Origin of the sequence: Actinomadura roseirufa, assembly GCF_900659635.1 — a bacterium.
In the GTDB taxonomy this organism is placed as follows: domain Bacteria; phylum Actinomycetota; class Actinomycetes; order Streptosporangiales; family Streptosporangiaceae; genus Spirillospora; species Spirillospora roseirufa.
The window spans coordinates 1-23,058 of record NZ_CAACVB010000124.1 but is presented as its reverse complement, the minus strand read 5'-3'; the positions used below and the strand labels follow the sequence as shown (position 1 = coordinate 23,058).

At 67.4% G+C, this 23,058-nt stretch carries 20 protein-coding genes; 6 read left to right on the top strand and 14 right to left on the bottom strand.

Features of this window, described 5'->3' with window-relative positions; all coding sequences use genetic code 11:
* From E1291_RS24295 to E1291_RS24285, 3 genes are all read right to left on the bottom strand, one after another.
* Nucleotides 1–542, bottom strand: a 542-nt coding sequence (locus E1291_RS24295) for a winged helix-turn-helix domain-containing protein (RefSeq protein WP_131740288.1), incomplete at its 3' end; no start/stop codon positions are given.
* 888 nt (nucleotides 543–1,430) lie between these two features.
* A complete protein-coding gene (locus tag E1291_RS24290) occupies nucleotides 1,431–2,189 on the bottom strand; it encodes a hypothetical protein (protein ID WP_131740287.1) in 759 nt (252 codons plus the stop codon).
* Nucleotides 2,190–2,413: 224 nt separating this feature from the next.
* Entirely contained in the window at nucleotides 2,414–8,554 is a 6,141-nt protein-coding gene (locus tag E1291_RS24285; RefSeq protein ID WP_242614345.1) for a DNRLRE domain-containing protein, read from the bottom strand.
* Between the two features lie 541 nt (nucleotides 8,555–9,095).
* Here E1291_RS24285 and E1291_RS44710 point away from each other — a divergent pair.
* Nucleotides 9,096–9,359, top strand: a complete 264-nt coding sequence (locus tag E1291_RS44710) for an FHA domain-containing protein (protein ID WP_131740285.1) — start codon at nucleotides 9,096–9,098, stop codon at nucleotides 9,357–9,359.
* Between the two features lie 579 nt (nucleotides 9,360–9,938).
* A complete protein-coding gene (locus E1291_RS24275) occupies nucleotides 9,939–10,889 on the top strand; it encodes an AbiTii domain-containing protein (protein WP_131740284.1) in 951 nt (316 codons plus the stop codon).
* 60 nt (nucleotides 10,890–10,949) lie between these two features.
* Here the strand turns inward: E1291_RS24275 and E1291_RS24270 are convergent, their stop codons facing one another.
* The 10 genes from E1291_RS24270 to E1291_RS24235 form a co-directional block, all read right to left on the bottom strand.
* Complete coding sequence (locus E1291_RS24270; RefSeq protein WP_131740283.1) at nucleotides 10,950–12,311, bottom strand: tyrosine-type recombinase/integrase; 1,362 nt, start codon at nucleotides 12,309–12,311, stop codon at nucleotides 10,950–10,952.
* Nucleotides 12,311–12,490, bottom strand: a complete 180-nt coding sequence (locus tag E1291_RS24265; RefSeq protein WP_131740282.1) for a helix-turn-helix domain-containing protein — start codon at nucleotides 12,488–12,490, stop codon at nucleotides 12,311–12,313. Before E1291_RS24265 ends, E1291_RS24270 begins: the two co-directional genes overlap by 1 nt.
* Complete coding sequence (locus E1291_RS24260; protein ID WP_242614344.1) at nucleotides 12,487–13,902, bottom strand: replication initiator; 1,416 nt, start codon at nucleotides 13,900–13,902, stop codon at nucleotides 12,487–12,489. The genes E1291_RS24265 and E1291_RS24260 overlap by 4 nt, the downstream gene beginning before the upstream one ends.
* A 102-nt stretch (nucleotides 13,903–14,004) precedes the next feature.
* Nucleotides 14,005–14,160 carry a hypothetical protein gene (locus E1291_RS42205; protein ID WP_165495269.1) on the bottom strand — a complete coding sequence of 52 codons (156 nt, stop codon included), beginning with the start codon at nucleotides 14,158–14,160 and terminating at the stop codon, nucleotides 14,005–14,007.
* Nucleotides 14,161–14,170: 10 nt separating this feature from the next.
* Complete coding sequence (locus tag E1291_RS42200; RefSeq protein WP_165495268.1) at nucleotides 14,171–14,311, bottom strand: hypothetical protein; 141 nt, start codon at nucleotides 14,309–14,311, stop codon at nucleotides 14,171–14,173.
* Nucleotides 14,311–14,721 carry a hypothetical protein gene (locus E1291_RS24255; RefSeq protein ID WP_131740281.1) on the bottom strand — a complete coding sequence of 137 codons (411 nt, stop codon included), beginning with the start codon at nucleotides 14,719–14,721 and terminating at the stop codon, nucleotides 14,311–14,313. The genes E1291_RS42200 and E1291_RS24255 overlap by 1 nt, the downstream gene beginning before the upstream one ends.
* A 20-nt stretch (nucleotides 14,722–14,741) precedes the next feature.
* Complete coding sequence (locus tag E1291_RS24250; protein ID WP_131740280.1) at nucleotides 14,742–15,608, bottom strand: DUF2637 domain-containing protein; 867 nt, start codon at nucleotides 15,606–15,608, stop codon at nucleotides 14,742–14,744.
* The gene (locus E1291_RS24245) at nucleotides 15,605–15,919 is read right to left on the bottom strand and encodes a hypothetical protein (RefSeq protein ID WP_131740279.1); all 315 of its coding nucleotides are present in this window, start codon (nucleotides 15,917–15,919) and stop codon (nucleotides 15,605–15,607) included. Before E1291_RS24245 ends, E1291_RS24250 begins: the two co-directional genes overlap by 4 nt.
* A 99-nt stretch (nucleotides 15,920–16,018) precedes the next feature.
* Complete coding sequence (locus E1291_RS24240) at nucleotides 16,019–17,359, bottom strand: FtsK/SpoIIIE domain-containing protein (protein ID WP_131740278.1); 1,341 nt, start codon at nucleotides 17,357–17,359, stop codon at nucleotides 16,019–16,021.
* A gap of 14 nt (nucleotides 17,360–17,373) precedes the next feature.
* A complete protein-coding gene (locus E1291_RS24235) occupies nucleotides 17,374–17,745 on the bottom strand; it encodes an SCO3933 family regulatory protein (RefSeq protein ID WP_131740277.1) in 372 nt (123 codons plus the stop codon).
* Between the two features lie 138 nt (nucleotides 17,746–17,883).
* Here E1291_RS24235 and E1291_RS24230 point away from each other — a divergent pair, with 138 nt between their 5' ends.
* From E1291_RS24230 to E1291_RS24220, 3 genes are all read left to right on the top strand, one after another.
* Complete coding sequence (locus E1291_RS24230; protein ID WP_131740276.1) at nucleotides 17,884–18,279, top strand: winged helix-turn-helix domain-containing protein; 396 nt, start codon at nucleotides 17,884–17,886, stop codon at nucleotides 18,277–18,279.
* A gap of 270 nt (nucleotides 18,280–18,549) precedes the next feature.
* Complete coding sequence (locus E1291_RS24225) at nucleotides 18,550–19,584, top strand: P-loop nucleotide/nucleoside kinase family protein (RefSeq protein ID WP_131740275.1); 1,035 nt, start codon at nucleotides 18,550–18,552, stop codon at nucleotides 19,582–19,584.
* A complete protein-coding gene (locus E1291_RS24220; protein WP_131740274.1) occupies nucleotides 19,581–20,171 on the top strand; it encodes a guanylate kinase in 591 nt (196 codons plus the stop codon). The genes E1291_RS24225 and E1291_RS24220 overlap by 4 nt, the downstream gene beginning before the upstream one ends.
* Before the next feature lie 664 nt (nucleotides 20,172–20,835).
* On the opposite strand, the gene E1291_RS24215 is transcribed toward E1291_RS24220, so the two are convergent.
* On the bottom strand, nucleotides 20,836–21,075 hold the full coding sequence (locus tag E1291_RS24215; protein ID WP_131740273.1) for a hypothetical protein: 240 nt from the start codon (nucleotides 21,073–21,075) through the stop codon (nucleotides 20,836–20,838).
* Between the two features lie 143 nt (nucleotides 21,076–21,218).
* On the opposite strand from E1291_RS24215, the gene E1291_RS24210 reads away from it, so the two are divergent.
* Nucleotides 21,219–22,151: an AAA family ATPase gene (locus tag E1291_RS24210; RefSeq protein ID WP_242614343.1), complete on the top strand. Its 933-nt coding sequence runs from the start codon at nucleotides 21,219–21,221 to the stop codon at nucleotides 22,149–22,151.
* Nucleotides 22,152–23,058 lie beyond the last annotated feature (907 nt).

Sequence of the window (23,058 nt, the reverse complement as noted above, 5' to 3'; positions counted from 1 at the left end):
CCCTTGACCGGTCTCGTCCTCGAAACAGATCCAGGCGCCCAGGTCGCCCGCGGTGGTTCCACCTGCGGCCACACCCGCTCTTTCCACACCTGCACGGCCCGGTCATCGCGCTCGACCGCCCGGCGTCCGGGCACCTGCACCGACCAGCCATTACGCCGCAGCAGCAGCGACACCCCCGGCACCGTGTAATCGACGGCGAACAACTCGCGGATCAGCGCGGCGACCCGGCCCAGTGTCCACCGCTGGTCATCGGCGTACCCGTGCGCGGCCGGGCCGCGATTCAACTCCGCCTCCAACCGCGCGAACATCGCCTCGTCCAGACGCTGCCGCCGATGCGGCCCCCTGGAACGCAGCGCCCCGGCCCCGCCCTCCCGCCAGGCCCGGCGCCACTTCTCCACCTGCCGCAGCCCCACCCGCAACTCCACAGCGATCCACGTACTGGCCCGGCCCTCACCGAACCACTGCGCCGCCTGCATCCGCACCTGCTCACGTCTTTGACGGCCCGCGTCGGTCATCCCGCCGCCCTGGGGGTATCCGGCCATGCCACCGGCATACGCCCCCACCACCGACCCGTCCACTCACCCAACCGCCATGACCAATTAGCCCTGTTTAGACATGCCGCCGAGGAGAGCAGCCAGGGGCCACATCGGGATTTATGGCCGCAAGCCTGACGACCCGGCATCAAGCAACGATTCACTGCAGAGCCCCTGAGACATGATTTCCATGACAGAGGGTACTCATGAAATAGCGGGCCGTGGTAGCCTACTGGAGAACACAATCCGCTTATCGGGTTCTCGCTCGTGGGCGACCTGGGTTTTCGCAGGTCAGTACAGCGCTCGGACGCTGTGACCTGAAAAGCGGAAGGTCGGCGGTTCGACCCCGCCCCTGCCCACCACCAAACCTCTGACCAGCAGAAACACGGTCAGAGGTACTTCATTATCCGGCCCCGAACCGAACTCAGGCGGATGCACACCGCTCGAACACCTTCCGCCTACACGTTGACTCGGCAACGTCGGCAACCGGATGCGATCGCATGACTTTCCTGAAGATGAGCTTCCCCCCACAGCCCGGACACCTTGATGTTGCCCCCGTTTGACGGGCAGGGTTGTTGAGAAAGGTAGGGTCCGGCATCAGGCCGGTCGAGTGTGCGGCGAGCTGACCGGCGCCGATAGCCGAAGCCTGACTCTCAAGACCACCGAACGCACCGATGCAATCGCCCTGGCCACCGTGGTCTCGGTGCGCCCGGTCGACAAGTGTGTCTAATCAGTCCCGGATCGTGGCCAGGCTCCGCTGCCGGTGCGGGGCAGAGCCGAGGCGTCCGGGCCCCCGAACGCATTAAGATCACCGTAGGTGGGCACCCACGAGATTGCAGAGGTCGGGCGGCCGGAACCGGTGCGACCACGGTCCGGCCGTGTTCCCGGGAGTGCGCGTCACCAGCCGAGGGCGTCGACCGCCACGCTCACCTCCGCCGGGCTGGTGCGCTTGGTCTTGAGCGTCGTCCGAGCCGTGGTCTTCCCGCCAGGCTCGATTCGCAGCAGGCTCGCCGTGGCCGGGCACCAGGCGATCAGCCCCCGGCGCGCCGCGCCTGCGAGTTCGCAGTGCCCGTACATCGCGTCCGTGGGACGTGGCGCGAAGGCGGTGGTCTTGCCCGTCGCCGGGTCCACGGTCGTCCAGCGTGTGGAATGCTGGACGATCAGACTTCCCTTTCTTCCCCAGACCGCCCGCTCGGCATCAGTGATTCCGGGCACTGTTCTCGAAGTGCCTGTCGTGAGAGAGACCACCCAGACATTGGTCTGCGGAGGAGTCGTGTTCGGGTACGGAAGCCGACGGCCGGCGACGACGACCGCGCGGTCTCCTGCAGCGGGCACATCCAGGCCGAAGACCTCTTCGTTGACCTTCGGCGTTCCGAATCTGGCGACCTGTTCGCTGCGGCGACCCGGGTCCCGCACCGGCCAGCGGTCGATCGCGAATGCTCCGTTCCGTGTGTTCCTTGCGATCAGGAGCCGGTCGTCGCCGGCGAACGCGAGGAGCCCGTCGTCGACTCCAAGGAATCTGGTCCGCTTGCCTCTGTGGATGATCCAGGCGCCAAGGCCGGTGGGGTCTCGATAGCAGCCGTTGACGGCAACGGTGAGACCGCTTCTGCTGAGCTGCGGACTCTCGTAGCCGGAATCCGTTTCACATTTCTGCACGGTACTGCTGTGCCCATGAAGATCAGTGAGGTAGGCGTGGCCGGCAGAGCCGGGCTGTACGGCCACTGCCCATGGCCGGTTCGCGCCGGCCGATTCGGCTGCGGGCCGTGCTCCCACCGGTGTTGCGCACCCACCGGCCATGAGGACGGTCGCTGCCATTCCCAGGGCGGCGGTCGGCCGAGGCGGTGTTCGCTGTCCGTTTGTACTCATCGGTGGCACCCATATCAGTAGCACATCCAGAGACTGTATTTGTTCGCGCACCAGAATTTGTAATAGTACTTTCCGACGGCCATCGCCACGGCCCAGTTGCTCAGGGTCCGGTGCCGGCGCCTGAGACGGTTACCAACGTTGCGGCCCAAAATATTGTTTCTGAGATCCATCTTGGACAACGGGGTTCCATAGGTCTTGCTGTACTTCTCGTGGTTGGTCGCGACGACGGCGGCGACCCGGATGCCCTGATGAAATGTCATCAGGGCGTTCCAGAACGCGTGTTTGAACGCGTTGGAGGGGCCTCCGTCGTTGGCCTTGTCCCTATACCACGCCCAGTGGTAGTTATCCCAGTATTTTTGGGCCACGCCGGCCCAATGTTTGGCTTCGTTGCAGCTGAGGTAACCGATCTGGATGATACACATCGCATTTTCTTTGTTGTTGCGCCCGTCCAGGTCCTTGTTGTCGACCGGGTTACCGCAGGTGTACTCATAGTCGTTGCAGCTTCCACCCTCGACCGGGTCCGTCTGGAGGAAACGCCCGATGGTGGGCAGATAGAGGCGCTCACCCATGAGGACGATGCCGCCGAGGGTGCCCTGCGAGCGCAGGTGCGAACCGAGCCATCCGTATCTGTACCGGGGCTCGGTGTCCCGGATGCCTCCGTATTCGGTCGATTCAGCATAGGAGGAGAGTCCCGTGGCCGAGGTCGAGTCATCGACGGTCGCGACCACGTCGCCGCCGAGGTCCGGTAGTTGCAGGGTGACCGTCCCCGTACTGTTCTGGACGGCTCCGAGCGCGCCGGTCAGGTCGGTGATGTTGCGGGTCCATCCGCCTGCGGGTTCGCCGATCCAGGTTGGCGAGTCCCCCGCGTCGCCGTAGTGGTTGGTAAGTGTGCCGCTCACGGAACCGGTGGTGTAGCCGGTGGTACCAATACGCCTGGACGGGTCCGTGCTGAATCCCAGAGTGTCGCTGCCCTGTGTGATCGCGGCGACCATATCGTCGGCGTGATAACCGATCTGCATCGCCGTACCGCCCAGGGCGTCGCCGCCCGGTACCGCCGTGGTGCGGCCGAGTGTGTCATAGGAGTAGCCGGAGTTCGTGAGACGGTCACCGCTGTCGTAGGTGTAGTTGCTGGTCGTCGGGGTGGTGCCGGTGGAGCAGGCTGATTCGGCCCCGCCGGAGTAGTCGTCGAGCCCGGTCCGGTTGCTGCGGGCGTCGAAGGTGTACTTGCGGGTGCGGCAGTCCCCGAGGTAGGTGTCCTCGACCTTGGTCAGCCGGTTCGCGCCGTCGTAGCTGTACCGGGCTGTGCTCTCGGGGCCGGCTGTTTGCGCCGTCTGACCCTGGCTGCCGGCGCTACTGGTCACTTGGAGCCAGATACCGCCGCTCTTGCTATAGGTGAGGCGGCCTGCGGCACCGGCATTGCCGTAGACGGTATCGGCGGTGAGCCCGTTCGGGTACACCTGCTGAATGAGTCTTCCGTCCGGGTCGTAGGAGCCGGTGAAGTCGTCGGGCGACGATCCCGCACCGGTTTCGAGCCGGGTCAGGATCGGTCGGCGCTCTTCCCGACCGGCCGAGTCGGTGCCGCCATAGTGGTAGGTGTAGGTCCCTTTGCCGTCGTCAAGGGTGTGCAAGCCGCCGTCGATGTCGTACGTCTTCGTCGTGACGTTCAGTTCGGAGTCGGTATAGCTGGAGATCCTTCCGAGCGCGTCGTAGCCGGTGGTGATGGTGCGCCCACCGGCGGACACGCTGATCGGGGCCCCGGTGCTGGCCGAATAGGCGACGGTCTGGTCCGGAACCGCTGTGCCGCCGTTGGCGGCTGGGGTGACGCTGGTCGACTGCGTCGTCACACGTCCGGCACCGTCATGGGTGATGGTAACGGTCCGCTGCGTCGAGCCCCTGGTCTCGGTGGTGCCCGCCACAGCTCCCCAGTAGTCGTAGGTGGTGAGCTTGACAGGCAGGTTCGGTCCCGAGCCCGGCTGGCTCGCGGTCCCGGTGCGGCACACCTGCCCCGCCCATTCCGGGTGACCGCCGCAGATGCTGTACGTCCCGTTGGCCGCCGCCGTGTAGTAGGTGATGACCTTTGTGCCGGGATCGGTACCGTCCGAGCCGGACGCACGGGTTTCGACGATGCGACCGAGATCGTCGTATCTGGTGCGGCGAACGACGTCGGTTCCGCCCGGAATGACGAAGGTCTCGCTGGTGGGCTGGAGCAGCTCCCAGCCCGAGGTGTCTCCGCTGTTGAGCGCGGCGTAGCCGGTCTTGGCGGTACGGGTGTCCGCCGCTTCTGGCGTCGCCTGCCCGTCGACCACGACCGGTTCGACGGTGCTCGTCGTGAGCAGGTGGTACTCGGCGTCGGGGTCCGGTTTGCCCTCGTCGTAGGTATTTGTCGTGCGCTGCCGGGCCGAGACGGTGGCGCCGGAGGCCAACTCCACCGGATGAGTCGGGCCCGTTGACGTGAGGAGTCCGCCGTCGGCGTCGTAGGTCTTCGCGGTGGCGAGAAGGTCGGCGCGTTCGGCGCTGCTGGGACGGGTCGCGACGAAGAGGTCGGTGGCGCCGGTCGGACTGAGCGCCTGGAGCCGGTTGCTCTCACTCAGCGCCCACACCTGGTTGCCGGCATCGTCGTACCTGCTCGCGGCGATCTGCCAGGCCCCCGCCCCATAGGAGAGCATGTCGACCGCGCGGCCGTTGACGTCCAGATAGGTGATCCGGCCGTACTTCCAGTCGCCGCCGCCGGGCTCGTAGCCGCCGGCCGAACCGTTGGCCGGAGGCACATGGGAGGCCGGGAAGATCGCGGTGCCGATTCTCGGCAGGTTCGTGTCCTGACCCCAGGTGGCGGTCTGCGCCAACGAGAGGTCGGTCGGTGCCCCCGTCCCCGAGAGGGGAATGTCATAGGCGACGGTCTCGGTCGCCGGCTGACCGCCGTCCTGCCGGCTCGCCGCGACGACGCGGCCCTGGCTGTCGTACGACATCTCCCAGGGGGCCAGGCCGGGCGGCGTGATTTGGGAGATCCGGCCGTCGCCGTTGTAGTAGTAGGTGGTCGTGAGAGCCGGGCTGATCCGCGGGTCCCATTCCTGCCGCAGATGGCCGGTCGAGTCGTAGCGGTAGACGGCCACGGCGGTGGTCTTCATCGCCTGCGAGGCCGGGTCGTACGCGACGTAGGCGATCTCCTTGACCTGCCCGGCGTAGTCGCCCCACCCGGATCCGACCCCGGTCGCCGTCGTCGTGTCCGCATACGTCACGGCGAGAGCGCGGCAGCCCGCGACGAGCGTCGCGCCGCAGGAGACGCCCGCGGGGACGGGCGCGAGTATCCGTGTGATCCTGCCCTGCGGGTCGTAGGTGAAGGTGCGCGTGTCCCCACCGGGCTCGGTGACACTGGTGGCGCGCCAGTCACCGCCGGTCAGGACCCACCTGGTCGTGGTGCCGTCGATATCGGTGAAGGTGAACTGGGTGGAAGAGTCCTTGGTGATGACCGAACCGTCGTCGGCATCGCCGATGCCCTGGTACTGCCCGTTAGACCGGAGACTGTAGGTGAGGGTCTGCCCCTCGCTGCCCGTAAGGCTCACATACCCGTCAGCGGAATGGTCGGCGAATTGGAAATCGGCCATTCCGGCCTCGTTGTCCGGGGCGATCGCCGACGTCCAGCCCGGCCCGAAGGGGTTGCGCACCCCGTCCGGTCCCGTGGCGGCCGAGGGAACCAATGTCGTGTGCGAGCGGGAGACCACAAGACCGGAGTAGTTCACGTCGGTCTCGCCGACGGAGTAGTCACCGGTCAGCAGCGAGACCTGGCCGGGCCCAAGGTCCCCGGTCGCGTAGGAGGCACCGAATGCGGACCGCTCAAGGGTGACCGTGACGGGTGCGGAGCACTCTTCGGCGGTCCCGCCAACAGCGGTGAAGCACGCCTTGATCTGGACCGGGCCGTCCCCCTTCCCCGCGTCCTTGACCGTACGGGCCAGGTTCCAGACCTTGGCGGTAAAGTCCTGCGTGGTGTCGCCCCTGGTGACCGGCCATCCGCTGATCGGCGTGGACGACCCAGGCGGTGTCACGTCACCGATGGGCACGTTCGTCCAGGCCAGACCGTTGTCTGTGCCGACCCGGTACTTGTAGGTCACGCCGACCTTCGTCGCCGGTGCGCCGGAGGTCAGCGAGACCGCGGCCTGGGTGCGGTCGTCCTCCTGCGGCGAGGTGAGGCTGCCGACGCCGACGCCGAACGCGTAAGCCGTGGCGGACGACGTGTTCAGAGCGCTGTCGCGGGTCTTGGCGTAAAGGGTGTGCCAGCCGTCCGAGGGATTGATCGAGACGGTGAGCGGGTCGCCTCCCGTGCCGTTGGGGTCGGCGACCAGGGTCTGCGGCGACGGATCGTCAATGGACCAGTAGTAGCCGGCTCCGTCCCCGGAGGTAGTGCTCAGCGTGCAGGTCACTGCCGACGACGCCTTGCTCGACCACGTTCCCTGCGGATAGCTCGGGCAGGACACGGCGGGCGCGTCGGGCAGCGTCGTATCGACGGTGAACGCCTGAAAGGACGACCAGGTCTTGGCGTAGTCGGTGCCGTCGTAGCCGCGCACCCGCCATTGGTAGGACGCGCCGTTGTTGAGTTGCCCTGCCGGCACGGACAGCGCTGTGGGGACACCGGCTGTCGAAGCGGCGCTGCCCGACCAGACAGGGCCACCCCCGGCAGCTGCGACCTCGAAGTCCATCCGCATCGTGCCCCCGTCGGCGTCGGCCGCCGCCGCCGTCAGCGTGGGCGTCGCCGTCGGCGAGTAGCGGGTCCCGTTCGCGCCGACGACAGTGGAGGAAGTGATCTTGGACGCCGCCGCCGGATAGGAGTTCCACGTCACATCGAGGCGGGGCTCCAACGGGCCGACGCTGCCCAGCACATAGTTGGATGAGCGGAAACGACGCCAGCTCGTGGAGTCCGCCTGGTTGACCGCCCGGATCTGGAACCCGTTGTTCGCCGTCCCGTCCGCCCATGCCTGGACGATCGAGGTGGTGTTCCAATGCATCCAGTCCTGCGGACAGGCCCCACCGGGCGAAGCCGTGCTCACCGCGGCACCGGTGGCGGTGGTGGACGGCTCGGACCCGAAACCGATCGTCTCGATGTTGTAGCTGGAGGTGACCCGACGGACCTGGACCCCGGATCCAGTCGTCGTGCACGCCGACGACCACCATGCGTACGCCCTGAAGTCCGCGGAAAGGATGTGCTTCCCGGCCAGCTTGGCCGTATTGAACTGTACATACGAACGTGCCAGCGTGGAGCCCGCGTCCCAGGTGCCTGTGATGAGATCGGCGGAGTTGTACTGCGACCCCGTCATGGTGTTGGCGACATAGGTGTCGGCGGACACGGCCAGCGACTGGGTCGGGTCGATGGTCACCGGGTACTTCAGATCCTGCTTCTTGAAGAACTCGGGATCGGGTTTGAGCACCAGAACAGCGCCGTCCGCCGACTTCTCCACCGTGCTCGGCACCTGCGCCTGATGATCGCTGTCTCCTGACAGGGGGTTCTTCGTGGCGTCCCACATCCGTGGAGCCGGCGCCCCGGCCACCGCCGCGCCCTTGTCATCTGTGAGTTCGAGCTGCCCCCCAGGGAGCCTCTTGAGCTGCATACCCCCCAGCGCGATCGGCAACCGCAACTCCACCGGGCGGACCGGCGGCTTGTTCAGCACTACCGAATGGCTGAACCCCCGCGGCAGCGCACTGACGAGCAGATCGCCCTCGCCGTCGGGAACCACGCCCTTGTAAACTGCGGTGTTACCGGTCAACTGGGGTGCAGGAAGCTCCGCCGCCCATTCCATCGCCAACGATCGTTTGCCGTCGGCGATCGATGCGAACCGCTTGTTGGAACCTCCAGCAGAAAATACCACCGGTGCGGGAGCCGTCCGTGGGCGCACCGCACCACCAGCCGCGATCAGCGTGGTATCGATCGGTTTCCAGGTGCCGCCCTCACGTACGCGCACGGGTCCTGCATAGCTTTCAGTGGTGAACGTTCCATCGGGGTTCGCCCACAAGCTCGACGATTCACTCCGCTCACCGGAGACCTCGATCCGCCGCCGCTCCAGCCGCGCTGTGAGCTGTGCGGAAACCCTATCCAGCCGCTCCGACACGACCTTTTCGCCCGCGGGTGCCGGCTCGGCCGATGCGAACCTGGTGCCGACCTTCTCCATGTCGACCACGATCGTCAGGCTGACTAGAATCGCCAAAGCGGCAGAGATTATGCGTTGGACTTCCCGAACATTCCTGTTGCGGCCCCACAGGTAACTGAATCCTCGACGCGGTCCAGACAAGGCAACGCCACCTTTTGCAAGGAGCCGGCAAAGTCGGCTTAAGTGAATATGGCACTTAAGAACGTTCCATGAACCACAGGTGAACGAGAGAAATCTGCATGACTACAAAGATCCATGATCTTGTCTTACGGGGGGTGTTGGTCAATCGTCGTAGAAGGGGCGTCAGTCAGGCCATCATCGAAGGCCATGGCCAACTTTGCGGTCGTGTGAGAAGCACAAGGTGAAGCTGGATCCTGTGCGCGTCGAGCCACCCGCGGAGGCGCCTTGGCCGCATCCCGGAGCCCCGGCGGACGGAGCGACCCCCGCACGGTGTACCAGAACCCCGACGGGACCCCGTCCGGCGAGCCGTCCCGGGGTAGACCGACGATCGCGCTGCGGCTGCTCGGCGACCTGCTCGTGGTGAAGCCCGACGGCCTGTGGCTTGGACGGGACGAGCTCGACTGCGCGCACGTCCGCGGGCTGGCCGACTACCACCAGATCAGCCGTCGCCACGCGCGGCTGTACTGGGACGCCGACCTTCTGTTGGTCGAACGACCTGGGGTCCAGAAACCGCACCTTCGTGAACGGCCGCCAGGTCACGGCTCCGACGCCGCTGGGCCCGGGAGACGTGCTGCGGCTCGGCTTGGACGTCGAGGTGCCGGTCGTCGAGATCGACGAGCATGGCGAACCCAAGGACACGCTATGACCCGATCCGACGAGAGTCCGGAGCGGCCCAGCAGCCCGCCCACCGTCCGCCAGGGCAGTCCCGAGACCGTCGTCCAGGGCGGGTCCGGAAGCCGCAGCCCGCACACCACGTTCCAGGGCGGCACCGTGGGCAAGGCGGAGCAGCGCGGCATCCCGCAGTTTCCGCGGGCGCGGAAGGCCAGCAGGCTTGTCATACCGCCGAGGAGAGCAGGGGGGCGCCTCAGCATCTACGGCCGCAAGACCGCCAACCAACCACAGCAACGATCGGCTGTAGAGCCCCTGCGACATGATCACTACGACAGTGGGTACTCATCAAGTAGCAGACCGTGCTAGCCTGCCGGGGAACACAATCCGCTTATCGGGTTCTCGCTCGTAAGCGACCTGGGTTTTCGCAGGTCAGTACAGCGCTCAGACGCTGTGACCTGAAAAGCGGAAGGTCGGCGGTTCGACCCCGCCCCTGCCCACCACCCCGACCAGGGGACTTGGGTTCACGGAGCCCTCGTTGTGAGTATCTTGACGGCAACGCTGACGGCAACCGCCGTGTTGTCCTTGCGAAGCCTCAGCTTGCGAGAGGTTTGGCGTGTCCATCCTTCAAGAGATCATCTCGTCGGCTTCAGGTGACCAGTTACCCACCGCCGTACTGCTACGCAAGGTGAAGGTGCTGGCGGCACGTGCTCGCATTCAGCCCTTGGAAGCGTGGGTTGAGCATGAACTCAATGGTTACCCACAAGGGGAGAACGTCCCTAGCTACCGCGGCCCGTTCGACGCCGAGGTTCGGGGCAACTTTGTTGGCCCTTTCAACTCCAGCACCAACAATGCCCCTATCCCCCCTTCCTCACTCCCCAAAGAACTTCGAGATGGCGCGCTTTTCAAGGTAGAATTCCGCCAAGGACTACCAGAACTTGAAGATCTCGTCGCAAGAAGCAGGAATAGCGAAGACCCCCTTAGGGTGCCTTGGCCGAGCGATGCCGTGCCTTATGTCAATCAATTGATAGAGGACGGCAAGGCGCGCATGTATCCGATGATGGGTCTGGTTCAGGCATGGAAGCCGGTGAGCCCCTCTCAGGTGCGGGGGATCCTAGACACCGTCCGGAATAGAGTGCTAGATCTGGCCCTCAGCATTGAGACTGAGGACCCTGATGCGGGAGAAAGGGCGGGCTCTAGCTTGAGCGAGGAGCGCGGCAACCAGATCTTCAACACCGCTATCTATGGAGGCAGTCCCAACGTCGCCGTTGGATCCTCTCACTTCGTCCAACAGACGCTTAGCAATCCGGCAAGGTCTGATGAAGAGCTAATAAGCCAACTGAGACAGGTTGGCCTCCCCGCTGAGTTGCTCGAAGAACTGGAAGCATCTCTTAACGAGGACCGAACTGAGGCAAACGGCGAACTAGTAGAGCCGGGACCGAAAGTTAACGGCTGGCTCGGAAAAATCGCCACCATCGGCGCACGCACAGGTGGCCGCATCGGTGGATCTGTGACCACCTCAGTGGTCACACAAATGGTTCTGGCGTACTTCGGCCTTACCGGATAATTGTCGGCAAATAAGAGCATGGGGCGATCTCTTCTCGAGATCGCCCCATGTTGATACTCGTTAGCCGAGGGCGCTTCCCAGCTTCCGCAGCGCCGCGCGCTTGTCGTCGAGGGACGTGTGCGCGTAGATCGTCATGGTCACCTCGATGTCGCTGTGCCCGACGATGTCCCGGACGACGTTGGGTGCGATGCCCAGGTGGAGCAGCAGCGAGACGCAGGTGTGGCGCATGTCGTGGAAGCGCATCCCCTCCAGGCCGGCGGCCGCGCGGACGCGACCCCAGGAGCGGCGAAGGTTGTCCGGCTCCATGGGCGTGCCGCGCCGAGACGGGAAGACGAGGCCGTAGTCCTCCCAGTCGTCCCAGGCGTCCGCGCGCTCGGCCGCCTGCCTCGCCCTGTGCTCGCACAGAGCCGTGATGCAGACCGAGGGCAGCGGGACGGTCCGCTCGGAGTCATCGGTCTTGGGCGGGACGAACCGCAGCGCTCCCCCGACCCGTTGGAGCGTCTGAGCGACTTCGAGCGTGGCGCTTTCAACTCCGCTACCGGAGCAGGTCTCACACTCGGCACCGTCCACCTCGCCGCCCTCCCCGCCGCATGCCTGGCAGCCGACGAGGGTCACGTCCTGCCAGCGCAGGCCGAGCAGCTCACCACGCCGCAGACCGAGACACAGCGCCAGGACGTATAGCGCGTAGAGCCGTTCGCCGCGGGCCGCCTTGAGGACGTCGCGCGCCTGGTCGACCGTGAGTCCGCGGTTCACCTTGTACTTGGGCGCACTGATCTTGACCAGCTTGGCGACGTTGCGGGGCATGACTTCCTCTCGGACGGCCGACTCCAGGGCGTTGCGAAGCACGGCGTGAATCGACTGGACCATGCGCACGGACGGATGCGACTCGCAGCACTGGCCGCCCTTGAGGGCGCAGCATCGCGGCACGTCACGGGCCGCGTCGACGCCGTGCTTGCAGCAGAGGCACTGCGCCCGGACGCGGTTAATGAAGGCCCGCACGTCGCGCACGGCCAGCTTGCCGAGCCGCTTCTTCCCCAGCTCTGGGACGAGGTAGAGCCGGACGACGCTCTCGTATCCCTGTGCCGTGCGCGGCTTGCGTTCCGGCCGGACGACGTGGTCCAGCCAGTAGGTGAGGTACTGCTCCACCGTCCAGCTTTCGGCCGAGACGGGGATGCCCTGGTCTGCCTGTTCCAAGACCTTCGTGAGCTTGCGCCGCACCTCCTCACGGGTCTTGCCGTAGACGCGGATGCGCTTGTAGGTGCCGGCGGTCGTGGGGACGAAGGCAGCGCCCTCGTATCGCCCGTCCTTGCGCTGGTAAATCGTCCCTTCTCCGTTGGCGCGCTTGCGTGAACGGCTCTTGCGAGGCTTGGACCCCGGTGTCTCTTCGGGCTCGTCCGGGACGGCGAGCAGGGTGACGGTCATCAGGCAGCGACCTCCGATAGCTGGTCGAGGCATTCGGCGAGGGCGTTGACGGGGACGAGACGGCGGCGGCCGATCTTGACGGTTCGGAGTTGGTTGGAGCGGATGAGGTTGTAGAGCGTCCAGCGGCTCACGCGGAGCCGTTCTGCCGCTTCGTCGACGGTCAGGACGAGGTCGGTCAACTCGGGCTCCCTTGAGCTGTGGCGGACGTGTCGAGAGCGGGCAGAGGCTTGCCGGTGAGAACGGCGGTCAGGAGCGCCTCACCGGGCGTCATGCCTTGGCCGACGTAGCACCAGTGCGCGACCACCAAGACCCGGTCGTCATCGAAAGGCAGGCGGCCGGTGCTGATCTCGTGTGCGTGTTCGCGCTGGTTGTGTTCGATCCGGGCCGTACGCAGCGCGCCGAGGGTGGTGGAGTAGTGGCGGGATTTGGTGGAGAAGTGGCCGCGGAAGCCGAGCATGTGCGCCCACTCGGCCAGCCGCAGTCCCGCGTACTCGTCCAGGCCGCTCAGGCGGAGGCATTCGGCGATGAGTCGCCGGGCGTGGCCGTTGACGGGGAGGTTGGCGGGGTCGTCGGTGGCGCGGATGCGGCGGTCCAGCGTGCCGACGCATTCGGCGGCTTTGGTGGCGTATTTGGCGATGTAGCCCGCCACCGCACCATCGGTCAGTCTGCCCGCCGTGGTGATCGGCCGGACGTCGACCTGGGAGCCCCACTCATGCGTCATCGCCGGGACCTCGCCGGCCGCAGGAGTCGACACTGTGACGGCTCCGGCCGCGTGGTCGACGGCCGCTTTGAGGAGTTGGTGTGTTGCCCATGCGGGTGGTGGTGTGTCGGGGCCGCCGGGCCCGTCGAGGCGGATGACGGCGTGGAAGTGCACAAGGCCGCGCCGCTGGTATTCGGCGACTTTGGCAAAGGAGACCGTGAGCACCTCCCGCAGTTCGGCGACCCGCAGGCCCGCCGACCGGGCGACGTACCGCCGGTAGGCGAGGGTGAAGCGGCGCCAGAGTTCGGGGGCGTGGGCGTTCCACAGGACGGCGCCGGTGTAGTCGAAGCAGTCCGGGCAGATCGGTTGCCCGAGCCGCGGGTCGTCGGCGGAGTGCCGGACGGTGCACGAGACCGGCCGTCCGTGGGGGCAGGTGCCGCCATTGCGGCGGGGGTGGCAGGAGACGACGGCGCCACCGGCCCCGGTGCGGCGCGCGTGGACCGGCCCGAACGACGGCGCGGTGAGCGTGACGAACGCGGCCGGATGCTGCGTGACCGTATCCGGGACGCCTTTGCCGCCGGTGAGTCCGGCGCGGATGAGTTGGTAGGTGTCGGCGCGGTAGATCTCGGCGCAGGCCGGGCAGCGGGACGCGCGCCGGGTCTTGCACGCCACTCGCAGCGCTCCGCCCGGCTCGCGGGCCGTGGAGTAGTGGTGCAGGACGGCGCCGGTCACAGGGTCGATGTGGTCGACCCGCCCGCGCAGGTGGATCGGCTGGGCGCATCCTCCCGTGGTGTGAGCGCGGCGAGCCCAGGCGCGGAAGTCCGGCCGGTTGAAACGTTCGGCCATGTCTCGCGCGGCGATGTCGGACACGAGTGGTGCGGGGTGCGGCACGATGGAGAGGTCTCCCTGTCCGTTCAGGCGGGTGGAGCGGGACCAGGGCCCCCGGCGCGGCGCTGTTTGCTTGGCGGCTTGTGGGCCGCGCCGGGGCCGGAGCTAGAACGCGGCGACGAACCGCGACAACGCGTCAGCCACCAGGGCGAGGCCGCCGGCGATGGCGCGGACGGTGTGGGCGGCGTTTTCGGGGTTGCGGAGCAGGAACAGGCCCAGGACGAGCCAGAACGCAGCGAAGCCGCAGCGGCGCAGGAACATCGAAGCCTCCTCAGGTGGTGTGGCCGAGGCCGTGACAGTCGGAGCAGGTGGAACCGTCGGAGGCGATCCCGCCCCCGCCGCAGGACCCGCACACCCAGCCGTGGACGAGGAGCACAGGCGGCTCGTCCGGGCCCTCACCGGGCGCGGCCATCAGGCGGCATCCGGGGCCTGGTCGGGGTCGAGGATGATGTTGGCCTCGTAGCTGCTCCGGGCCTTGAGTTCGGTCATCCGGCGGTTGGGGATGTAGACGGCCGAGTAACGGATGCGCCCGAACGTCTTGCGAGTGGTGCAGTGACCGCCGTGGGCGATGCGGTCTTCGAACGCCTCGCCGAGGTGTGCGGCCAGGGCGGCGATGCCGGAGCGTCCGCCGTCATCGGTGTCGGCGTTGATCCAGACGTTGTAGGTGTGGCCGTACTCCTCGACCGGCACGGCCGGGTTGGCCTCCAGGAAGTCGGCCAGGGCCCGCAGGCCCGCGATGGTCTGATGGCGGCTGAACAGGTCACCGGGCACGATCGGGCCGGGCGAGCAGATGACGCGCGGCGTGTTCGGCGTGGTGGTCATGGCGTGTTCTCTCCCGGTGGTCAGGCGATGGGTGCGGGTTCGGTGCGGATCTGGCGGAGCAGGTCGGAAGCGAGCTGGTTGGACACCCCGAGCCGGGCACGCAACGCATCACGGGTGATCGGGCGCCCATGCCGGTCCTGGTGTTCGGAGGCGACACGGCGCGCGAAGTCGACCAGCGGCCCCGCAGGAGCGGGACTGGGCGAGGCAGCCGCCGCTTCCTCGACGGCCGGGACGGGCACGGGGAGGGGGATGGAGGTCTGGCCGTCCGGTACGTCCTCGCCGGCCTGCTCGTCCGTGGTCTGGCGATCCTGGTCGTTGGGGACGGCCGGGACGAGGGCGGCAGCCGTGGGCCGGTCGTCCTCCCACACCACCCAGGGCGAGGACGGCGACAAGGCCGATGAGGGCACGGCGGACGGTGCAGCCGACGAGGCGGACGCCTCCGAGGACGGGCGGCCGGAGAAGTCCGGGACGGGGACCGGCAAGGCTGGTTCGTCTGCCGTGGCCTGAGTGGTCTTGCGGCGTTCCAGCATGGAGACCGCGACCAGGAACGCGCCAGCGGGGGTTCCGGCGGTAATCCATCCCCACACCGACCGGTCCGCCTGCGCCAGGTTCGCCGCCAGCGAGAGCAGGATGCCCCCGACCAGGACCAGCGTCGGCCACGACAGCCGCCCCGTCTCCCGCCCGGTGCGCCTGTCACGCTGGCGCTCCCCTGCCGCCATGACACACGTCAGGTCGATGCACACGGCGATGGCCCAGGCCATCCACCCGCGCTGACCGTGATCGGTGGCCGTGTCACGGATATGGGTGAACGACCCCGCCGCCGCGATCCCGGCCAGGACGACGACCGGCCCGGAGTCGGCCACCGCCCCGAGCACGCGCCGGGTCATGCCGCCCGCCGGATGTCCACCAGGGCCAGCAGCGCGGCCAGTTCCGGGTCACAGCGGTGGGAGTCGGCCCAGTCATCAACCTCACCAAGCCGGGACGAGGCGAACGAGTCAGCGCACCGCTTGCACCGCGCGACGTGCAGGGACCGGCCCTCGTCCCACTCGACACCGACCGACCACACGTCCCAGGACGACACCGCCGACAGCCGGGGCGAGCGCGAGGACGACGGCGAGGACGAGCCGGACGAGGGGGACGGGACGGCGACGAACCGAGGACGAGGGCGCGGGCGAAGGACACGGATGCGAACGGTCATCGGGCAGCCTCCAGGACCGGTTTCGGGCATGGGTCGGGTAGGGACGTGGCATGAATCAGGGCTCACGCCGAGCGGTGGAAGAAGGGAGAGCCGGGCCGCCTACGCGGCGGGACGGACGGCCGGGACGGAGCCGACCAGGGCGTTCCAGTCCGGGGCCAGATGCGCGAAGTCGCGGGCCGCCTGTTCGGCTTCGTGTTCGGGGACGTAGACCGAGCGGGCGCGATGCCAGGAGCCGTCCTGGCCGGCGACGACGCACACGCCCGGGGTCTCGGCCGGGATCGCACGGGCAGCGTCCAAGGCGGCCGGGTCCAGATCGCCGAGCGTCATGTTCGCCGTCTCCGGATCATTCACCCGATGACACACCCGCCCCGACAACTGAGCGCGGAGCGCGGTGACACCGGGTCCCAGGTCGGAGCCGATGCGCTGACCGCACACGATCAGATAGACCGCGAACGCCCGCCCGAGTTGGGCGACCCGCAGCAGAGAGGTCGCGGTCTTGGAGACCTCGTCCTTCTCGGATCTGTCGGCCATCAGGAACAGTTCGGCGACCTCGTCCACCAGCACCACGACCGGCACCGGCCGCAGATCCTCCGGGAGCGTCCAGACGTTGCGGGCACCGTGCGCCCGGCATGTCGCCATGCGGTTCTCGACCTCGCCGACCAGATCGGAGAGCAGGTCGACCGACTCTTTGCGGGTGGTGGCCAGCGCCGACAACCGCGGCGCATACGGGGTGAACTCGACCCCGCCCTTGAGGTCGAAGCCGACCAGCGCGACCGGTTGCGGCGCCAGGTCACGGATGATGGCGTTCGCCAGGTTGGACTTACCGGACTGTGTCGCCCCGGCGTTCAGCCAGTGCGGCACGGTGCGGAAGTCCATCACCCAGTCCCGGCCGTTCTCCAGCTTCCCGGGCCGGACCCGCAGCAGCTCACAGGGTTCGTGTGACAGTGTCACCTCGGTGAGCGGGTCGCGCATGGTCGCCCACAGCGTCACGAACCCCGGCCGGACATCGACCACCCGCACCGAGTGCACACGCCAGGCGTGCGCGATCCCCTCCGCGGCCTTCTCGTAGTCCGCGGGGACCTGTCCGTCATGCAGCCGCAGCCGCATCCGCCACCCCAGCCGCGTCGGGCGCAGCAGGCCGAGACGGGGAGCGCGCTCGACGTCGACCCGCCGCACCCGCCGCTTCTGCTCGACCACCGCCGCACCCGACCGCGCAGCCGAACCCAGCACCGGAACGGCATCAAGCGTGAGGCGCAACCGCCGCCGGTTGTGAGTCAGCCGGCAACCGGAAGCGATGTGATGCCACGTCAGGTACACCAGCGCCGCCCGAGTGGGGAAGCCGACGCCGTACCAGAACGACACCGGGTGCCACCGGCGCCAGGCCCAGAGCCCGGCCGCCACAGCGGCCAGGACCCCGAGCACCAGAAACAAGGCGTTCATGACCGGGCCGCCGCTCAGGCCACGTCCGCCGCAGCGGAACCGGCCGGAACGTCCGGGACCGGGACCGGACCGGCCACCGCGATTCGCGACGCCCGGTAGGCGATCCCCCACCGCTTCTGACCACCGATGGTCTGCTCCCACGGGAACGCCACCAGCCCCACCGGCGTCACGATCTGCCCGATCGACACATCCTGATCACCCGACAGCGACACGTTCACCAACTCCACCCGGCCCGTCGCGTCCGCCGCCGACAGCCCGACCGTGAACACCGTCTTGCCCTCACGGTCCACCTTCACCTCCCCCGTCTCCTGACTCACCAGCTTGGGACGCGGCGCCGACACGCACACGAACGTCAGAGCCGACACGTCCACCGGGATGTTGCGCACGAGGAACCTCCTGTGTTTCGGACTCTCTACTTAGACAATATAGTCGACCTAGCTGTCTAAGTTGTCGAGGTCACCATGGTTCTCTTGGCCGATCGGATGTGCTGAACTTGGACCGAAGCCCCCGACGGAAGGCGGACGATGGTCGAGAGGACCGGGCGGCCCGGCTACCTTCAGATAGCCGATGACCTGCGGAAACAGATCAGTGACGGGCGACTGGTCGCCGGGCAGGCCCTACCGTCCACCGCCCAGCTGCGCGAGGAGTACGAGGTGTCCGCCGGTGTGGTGAAGGCCGCCATCAGCGTGTTGCGCACCGAGGGCGCCGTGATCGGCCAGCAGGGCAAGGGCGTGTTCGTCCGCGACCGGAGCGACACCCCCGCGTCCGGCCAGACCGCGCCGGCGGCCCGCGAGGACGACGTGACGGCGGAGCAGCTCACGGAAGTACTCGCCGCGATCCGCGATCTCGGAGAGCGCGTCGCCCGGATTGAGAAGACCGTCTTTCCAGAGCCTCCGCGAGCTGGTCGGCCCGGCAAATAAGCTCGTCCAACTCAGCAAGGATCAGGGCCATTTGCTCCCGCGGAGTCCGCTTTTGCTCGTTGCCACCCGCCACCGGTGACCGCCTTCCACCGCGCTCCGCTCTCTCGTTCTGCACACCGATATTTCAATGCAGGAGACGCCTCAAGCCCATCACTTATGCGTCATCGAGTTCTTTCACGACCGTTTATACGTTCGCTTTCACGCCCCCATGGCAGACACTCCGGACGTACTCATATGTGCCGGTATCTGCGACTGAACGGAAGGCCGCGCATGACCACGACCAAGCAGCGCCCCGGATGGCAGCCCGCCAGGCTGCGCGAGCGTCGAGAGACGCACGGCTTGAGCCTGGAAGCCGCCGGGGACCAGTTGCGCAAGGTCGCTGAACGGGGCGGACTCCGAGTCGCGGCGAACTTTCAAACGCTCTGGGGCCACGAGAGCGGCAGCATGTACCCAGGCCCGCACTACCGCCGCGCCTACTGCCTCATGTACGAGGCCACCGAACCGGAGCTTGGTTTTCGTCTCCCGCTCCCCGGTGAGGAATCAGGAGAACTCACGCTCCCACTGCCCTCGCCGCTCGACCCCGCAGCCACCGAGGACGCCGCCAAGACCATCTCTCAGGGACTCGACCGCGTCTCCGACGAGACACAGAGCCAGGACCCGACCGCCGGCGACGCGCTCAAGGCCCGCGTGGTCAACGCATGGCGAGGACGAGCCATGAGCGGCAGCATCGCCAACACCACACTCGTCCTGGTCGGAGGCTACGCCGGGTCGGGCAAAACCGAGTTCGCACGCTTTCTCGGCGATGTATCCGGCTGGGCCTTCCTTGACAAGGACTCGATAACCCGACGCCTCACAGAACGTCTTTTGATCTCATTGAAAGGCGACCCGCACGACCGCCACACCGACCTCTACATGAACGAGGTCAGGCCCCTCGAATACAAGTGCCTCATGGACACCGCAAACGACAACATCGATTGCGGCATATCCACCATCCTCGCCGCCCCCTTCGTCGCCGAACTCAACGACGAGGCATGGTTGGGACGCCTCACCAACCGGTGCAAGGCCAAGGGGGTGGACGTCGCGGCCATCTGGGTCCGGTGCGACATCGACTCCATGCGCGAGTACATCGAGTTCCGCGACGCACCACGCGACGCGTGGAAGCTGGCGAACTGGGACGAGTACGCCGCCGGACTCAACACCGAGACCAGCCCGCCCGGCGTCCACCTCACCGTCGACAACCGCCTAGGCGCAGCGATCAGCATCGCCGATCAGACGCGCGAGGCACTGCGTAGAGTCTTGTCATGAGCAGTCCAGGCGTGATCCTCTACGGTCCGCCGACAAGCGGCAAGGACACCACCACGGCCGAGCTGTCCCGCCTGGACGACCGGTACGCCCTTCTGGCCAAGATCAAGACTGGCACGGGCCGGAGCACCGGCTACCGGCTCGTCTCGGCCGCCGAACGCGAGAGGCTCCACGACCAAGGCCGATTGATCGTCGAGACCCACCGTTACGGTAACTCCTACGCCATCGACCGCCAGGACCTCGCCGCCCTGGTCGACACCGGCCGCGTCCCCGTCGTCCACATGGGCAATGTCGCCGACCTTCAGCGCCTACGCACCGCCGTCCCGCTGACATGGACAAGCGTCCTGCTCTGGGTACCGCGCGAAGAATGCGCCAAGCGCTCAGAGGAACGAGGCGACCACGACACCCCGAAACGCCTCAAAGCATGGGACGAGACCCTCGCCGACCTACGCGCCACGAGCCACACGCCAGTGTTCAACGCGATCACCTACACCGATCACACCGACGCCACCGAGACGGCCCGCCGCATCATCACCGCAGTTGAAGCCGGCCCCAGCGACCCCATCGCCGTCCCGGCGGACCTCACATAGGTGACCGCGCGGCAGGGCCCTTCCGACGCCCCAGCCGTTCGCCCTGCCGCGCGGCCGTCCTCACGGCCATGGCCACCCGTCCGGCCTTTGGATGGCCATGGCCAGCTCTCGCAACGACAACGCCTCAACCAGACGCCATCGCCCACTCGCGCGCACCAACGCCCAGTACGCCCGCGTGTGCGTGCCCCACCAACACGGGACCCCGAACGCCTTCCCGAGCTCGTCCAAGGCCGCCGAGGTGCCCATCACATGCCGCCAGGGCTCCGGCCCTCAGATGCCGCAGCCACCGCCCGCAGCAGCGCCGACACCGCGGACACGGCGAGGTCAACGCGGCCACATTGTGCGAGCAACTCGCCCGTGCTCGACCGGAACCACCACCCGCCATCACCGTGGACAACCGTGATGCTGTCCCCAAAACACGGCGCATCCGACGAGTACACCCGCAACATAACGAGTGGCTGGTCATACCGACGCTCGACCGTCCACCCCGCCGCTTCCAGAGCAGGATGCAGACGGGTGAGCAGCAGCCGTGCCAGCAACGGCCGAGGCGACGCGGCCAGTGCCTCCGGGGGCTTCAGCCCCAGCCGCGCCACCTCGACCTTCCTTGGAGCCGCCCCGGATCCGGAGACGGCCCCATCCGGCGATGGCTCGGGGGTTGATGCCATCACCGGGACCTCTTGGCCCTACCGGTCACGCGCTTGCGCTCCTCGACCAGCGCCGTCCGCAACTCCTCAGCGTCCGACCGGATCACCGTCTGGTCGACGCCCTTCGACGGGTCTCGCAGGGTCGCCACCCAGTCGCCGGGCTTACCGTCCCAGCGTCGAGAGCGCCAGATGCGGTGTCCGGTGAACTCCTCTTGGAGCCGACGAACAGCCGGGTCCTCCGGCAGCGCACGTGCTTCCATCTCGGATGTCCTTTGATCGACGCGAGCCCACCCCCGGGCCCGAACGGCACGCCGACCAGCGTCCCGGCACCGCGCGATTTACAAAGGAGCCTGACCCGGGGGCCAGGTGTGGGCCACACTCGGTTACGGGAGGTGGTCGCCACATGACCACACAGAAGCGACGAGACTTCGGGGCCTACCTGGCACGCCTACGCGGCACCAAGAGCCAGAGCGCGCTCGCTGCCGAGCTGTGCGACATCACGGGCACCGACACCGTCACGCGACATGAGGTGTCCCGCTGGGAACGCGGCGAGCGGATCCCCGACGACTGGTTGCCACACCTGGCGCGCGTCCACAACATCCCGCTCACCGTCCTGGAACGCATGGCCGCCGACGCCCGAGGCAAGGACACCGGCCCGGAAGCCATCCCCTTCGACCTCTCGGCGTTCTTCCCCGACGCCGTCCCGCTCAAGACGCGCATCGCCAACGCCTGGCACGGCCGCGCCGTGGCCAATGCCGGAGGCAACCCCACACTCGTCCTCGTAGGTGGCTACGCCGGATCCGGCAAGACCGAGTTCGCCCGCTTCCTGTCCGACCTCTCCGGCTGGGCATTCCTAGACAAAGACGCCCTCACCCGCCGCCTGTCCGAACGCCTGCTCATCTCGCTGAACGGCGACCCCCACGACCGCCACACTGACCTCTACCGCGACGAGGTCCGCCCCCACGAGTACCGGTGCCTGCTCAGCACCGCCTACGCCAACATCGACTCACGGGTGTCGATCATCCTGGCCGCCCCGTTCATCGACGAACTCAACGACCCCGCCTGGCTGCCCCGCCTCACCCACCGATGCCAGGCCAACGGCGTCGACGTCACCGCCATCTGGGTCCACAGCGACATCGACACCATGCACGAGTACATCGAGCAACGCGACGCCGCCCGCGACGCCTGGAAACTGGCCAACTGGGACGAGTACACCGCCGGCCTCAACACCGACAACCCACCCGACACCGCACACCTCACCATCGACAACCGCCTAGGCGCAGCCGTCAGCCTCGCCGACCAAACCCGGAGAGCCCTCACCAAGCTCATCCCATAACCCCAGCTCAGCGGCGTCACCCCCGCCCCGGATGAGGACTTTCTCTACGTCTTTAAAGGCGCCCGCTACGCGGTCGCCGGGGTCAGCGCGGGACGGCGGGCGTGCGGCCTCTCCGGGCCGGTCCCGCCGTCCCGCGCTGCCCCTCCAGAGGCAGAGCCCAACCCAAGAGAGCGCGAACGACCGCGCCTCCCTGAGATGCTGGGGACGTGCCCACCACCGAAGCCCGTCTTGATCGTTTCAGCGACACGCCGGGGTCTCATGCACGACCGGAGGTTCGCTGAAAAAGCGCACCATGTACGGTCGCCTATGCAGCATCCGGCCAGCGGCTTTACCATGGGGTCCTCATCGCCCCTACGAGGGTTCGCAACAGCGAGAGCCAGTCGCACCCGCCCTTCACGTACACGTCCTCATCGCCCCTACGAGGGGTCACAAAACCACTCCCGGGACAGGGGCGGAAGCCGCTTGAGCGTGCTCGAACCAGGGGGCTGCGCCGCCCCCTGGACCCCCGCGAGCCGGGCACTCGTTCGCGCGAAACGGACTGTCACGGGTTGCGCGCCGTTCGCGCGAACGAGCACCCCGGACCGGTGCGTAGCGCGCACCGTGCGCGTAAGCAGAGGCGCAAGACGGATCTAGTCATGCGGGAGTGGACGTTGACGAGCTACTCATCTAGGCCGAGATATAGCTGCTCAACGACGCCGAGGGTGACAGCAACGGTGACAGCAACAGCAGGCACCAGCGCCAGCCACGGGCGCACGCCGACACCCGGTCAACCTCAGTCGATGCCCACGCGGCAGGGACGTTGCTATAGCTGAAAAGCGGAAGGTCGGCGGTTCGACCCCGCCCCTGCCCACCTGGTCCTCTGACCAGCGGAAACACCGATAACGGATTGATCACCGACGGTGTACAC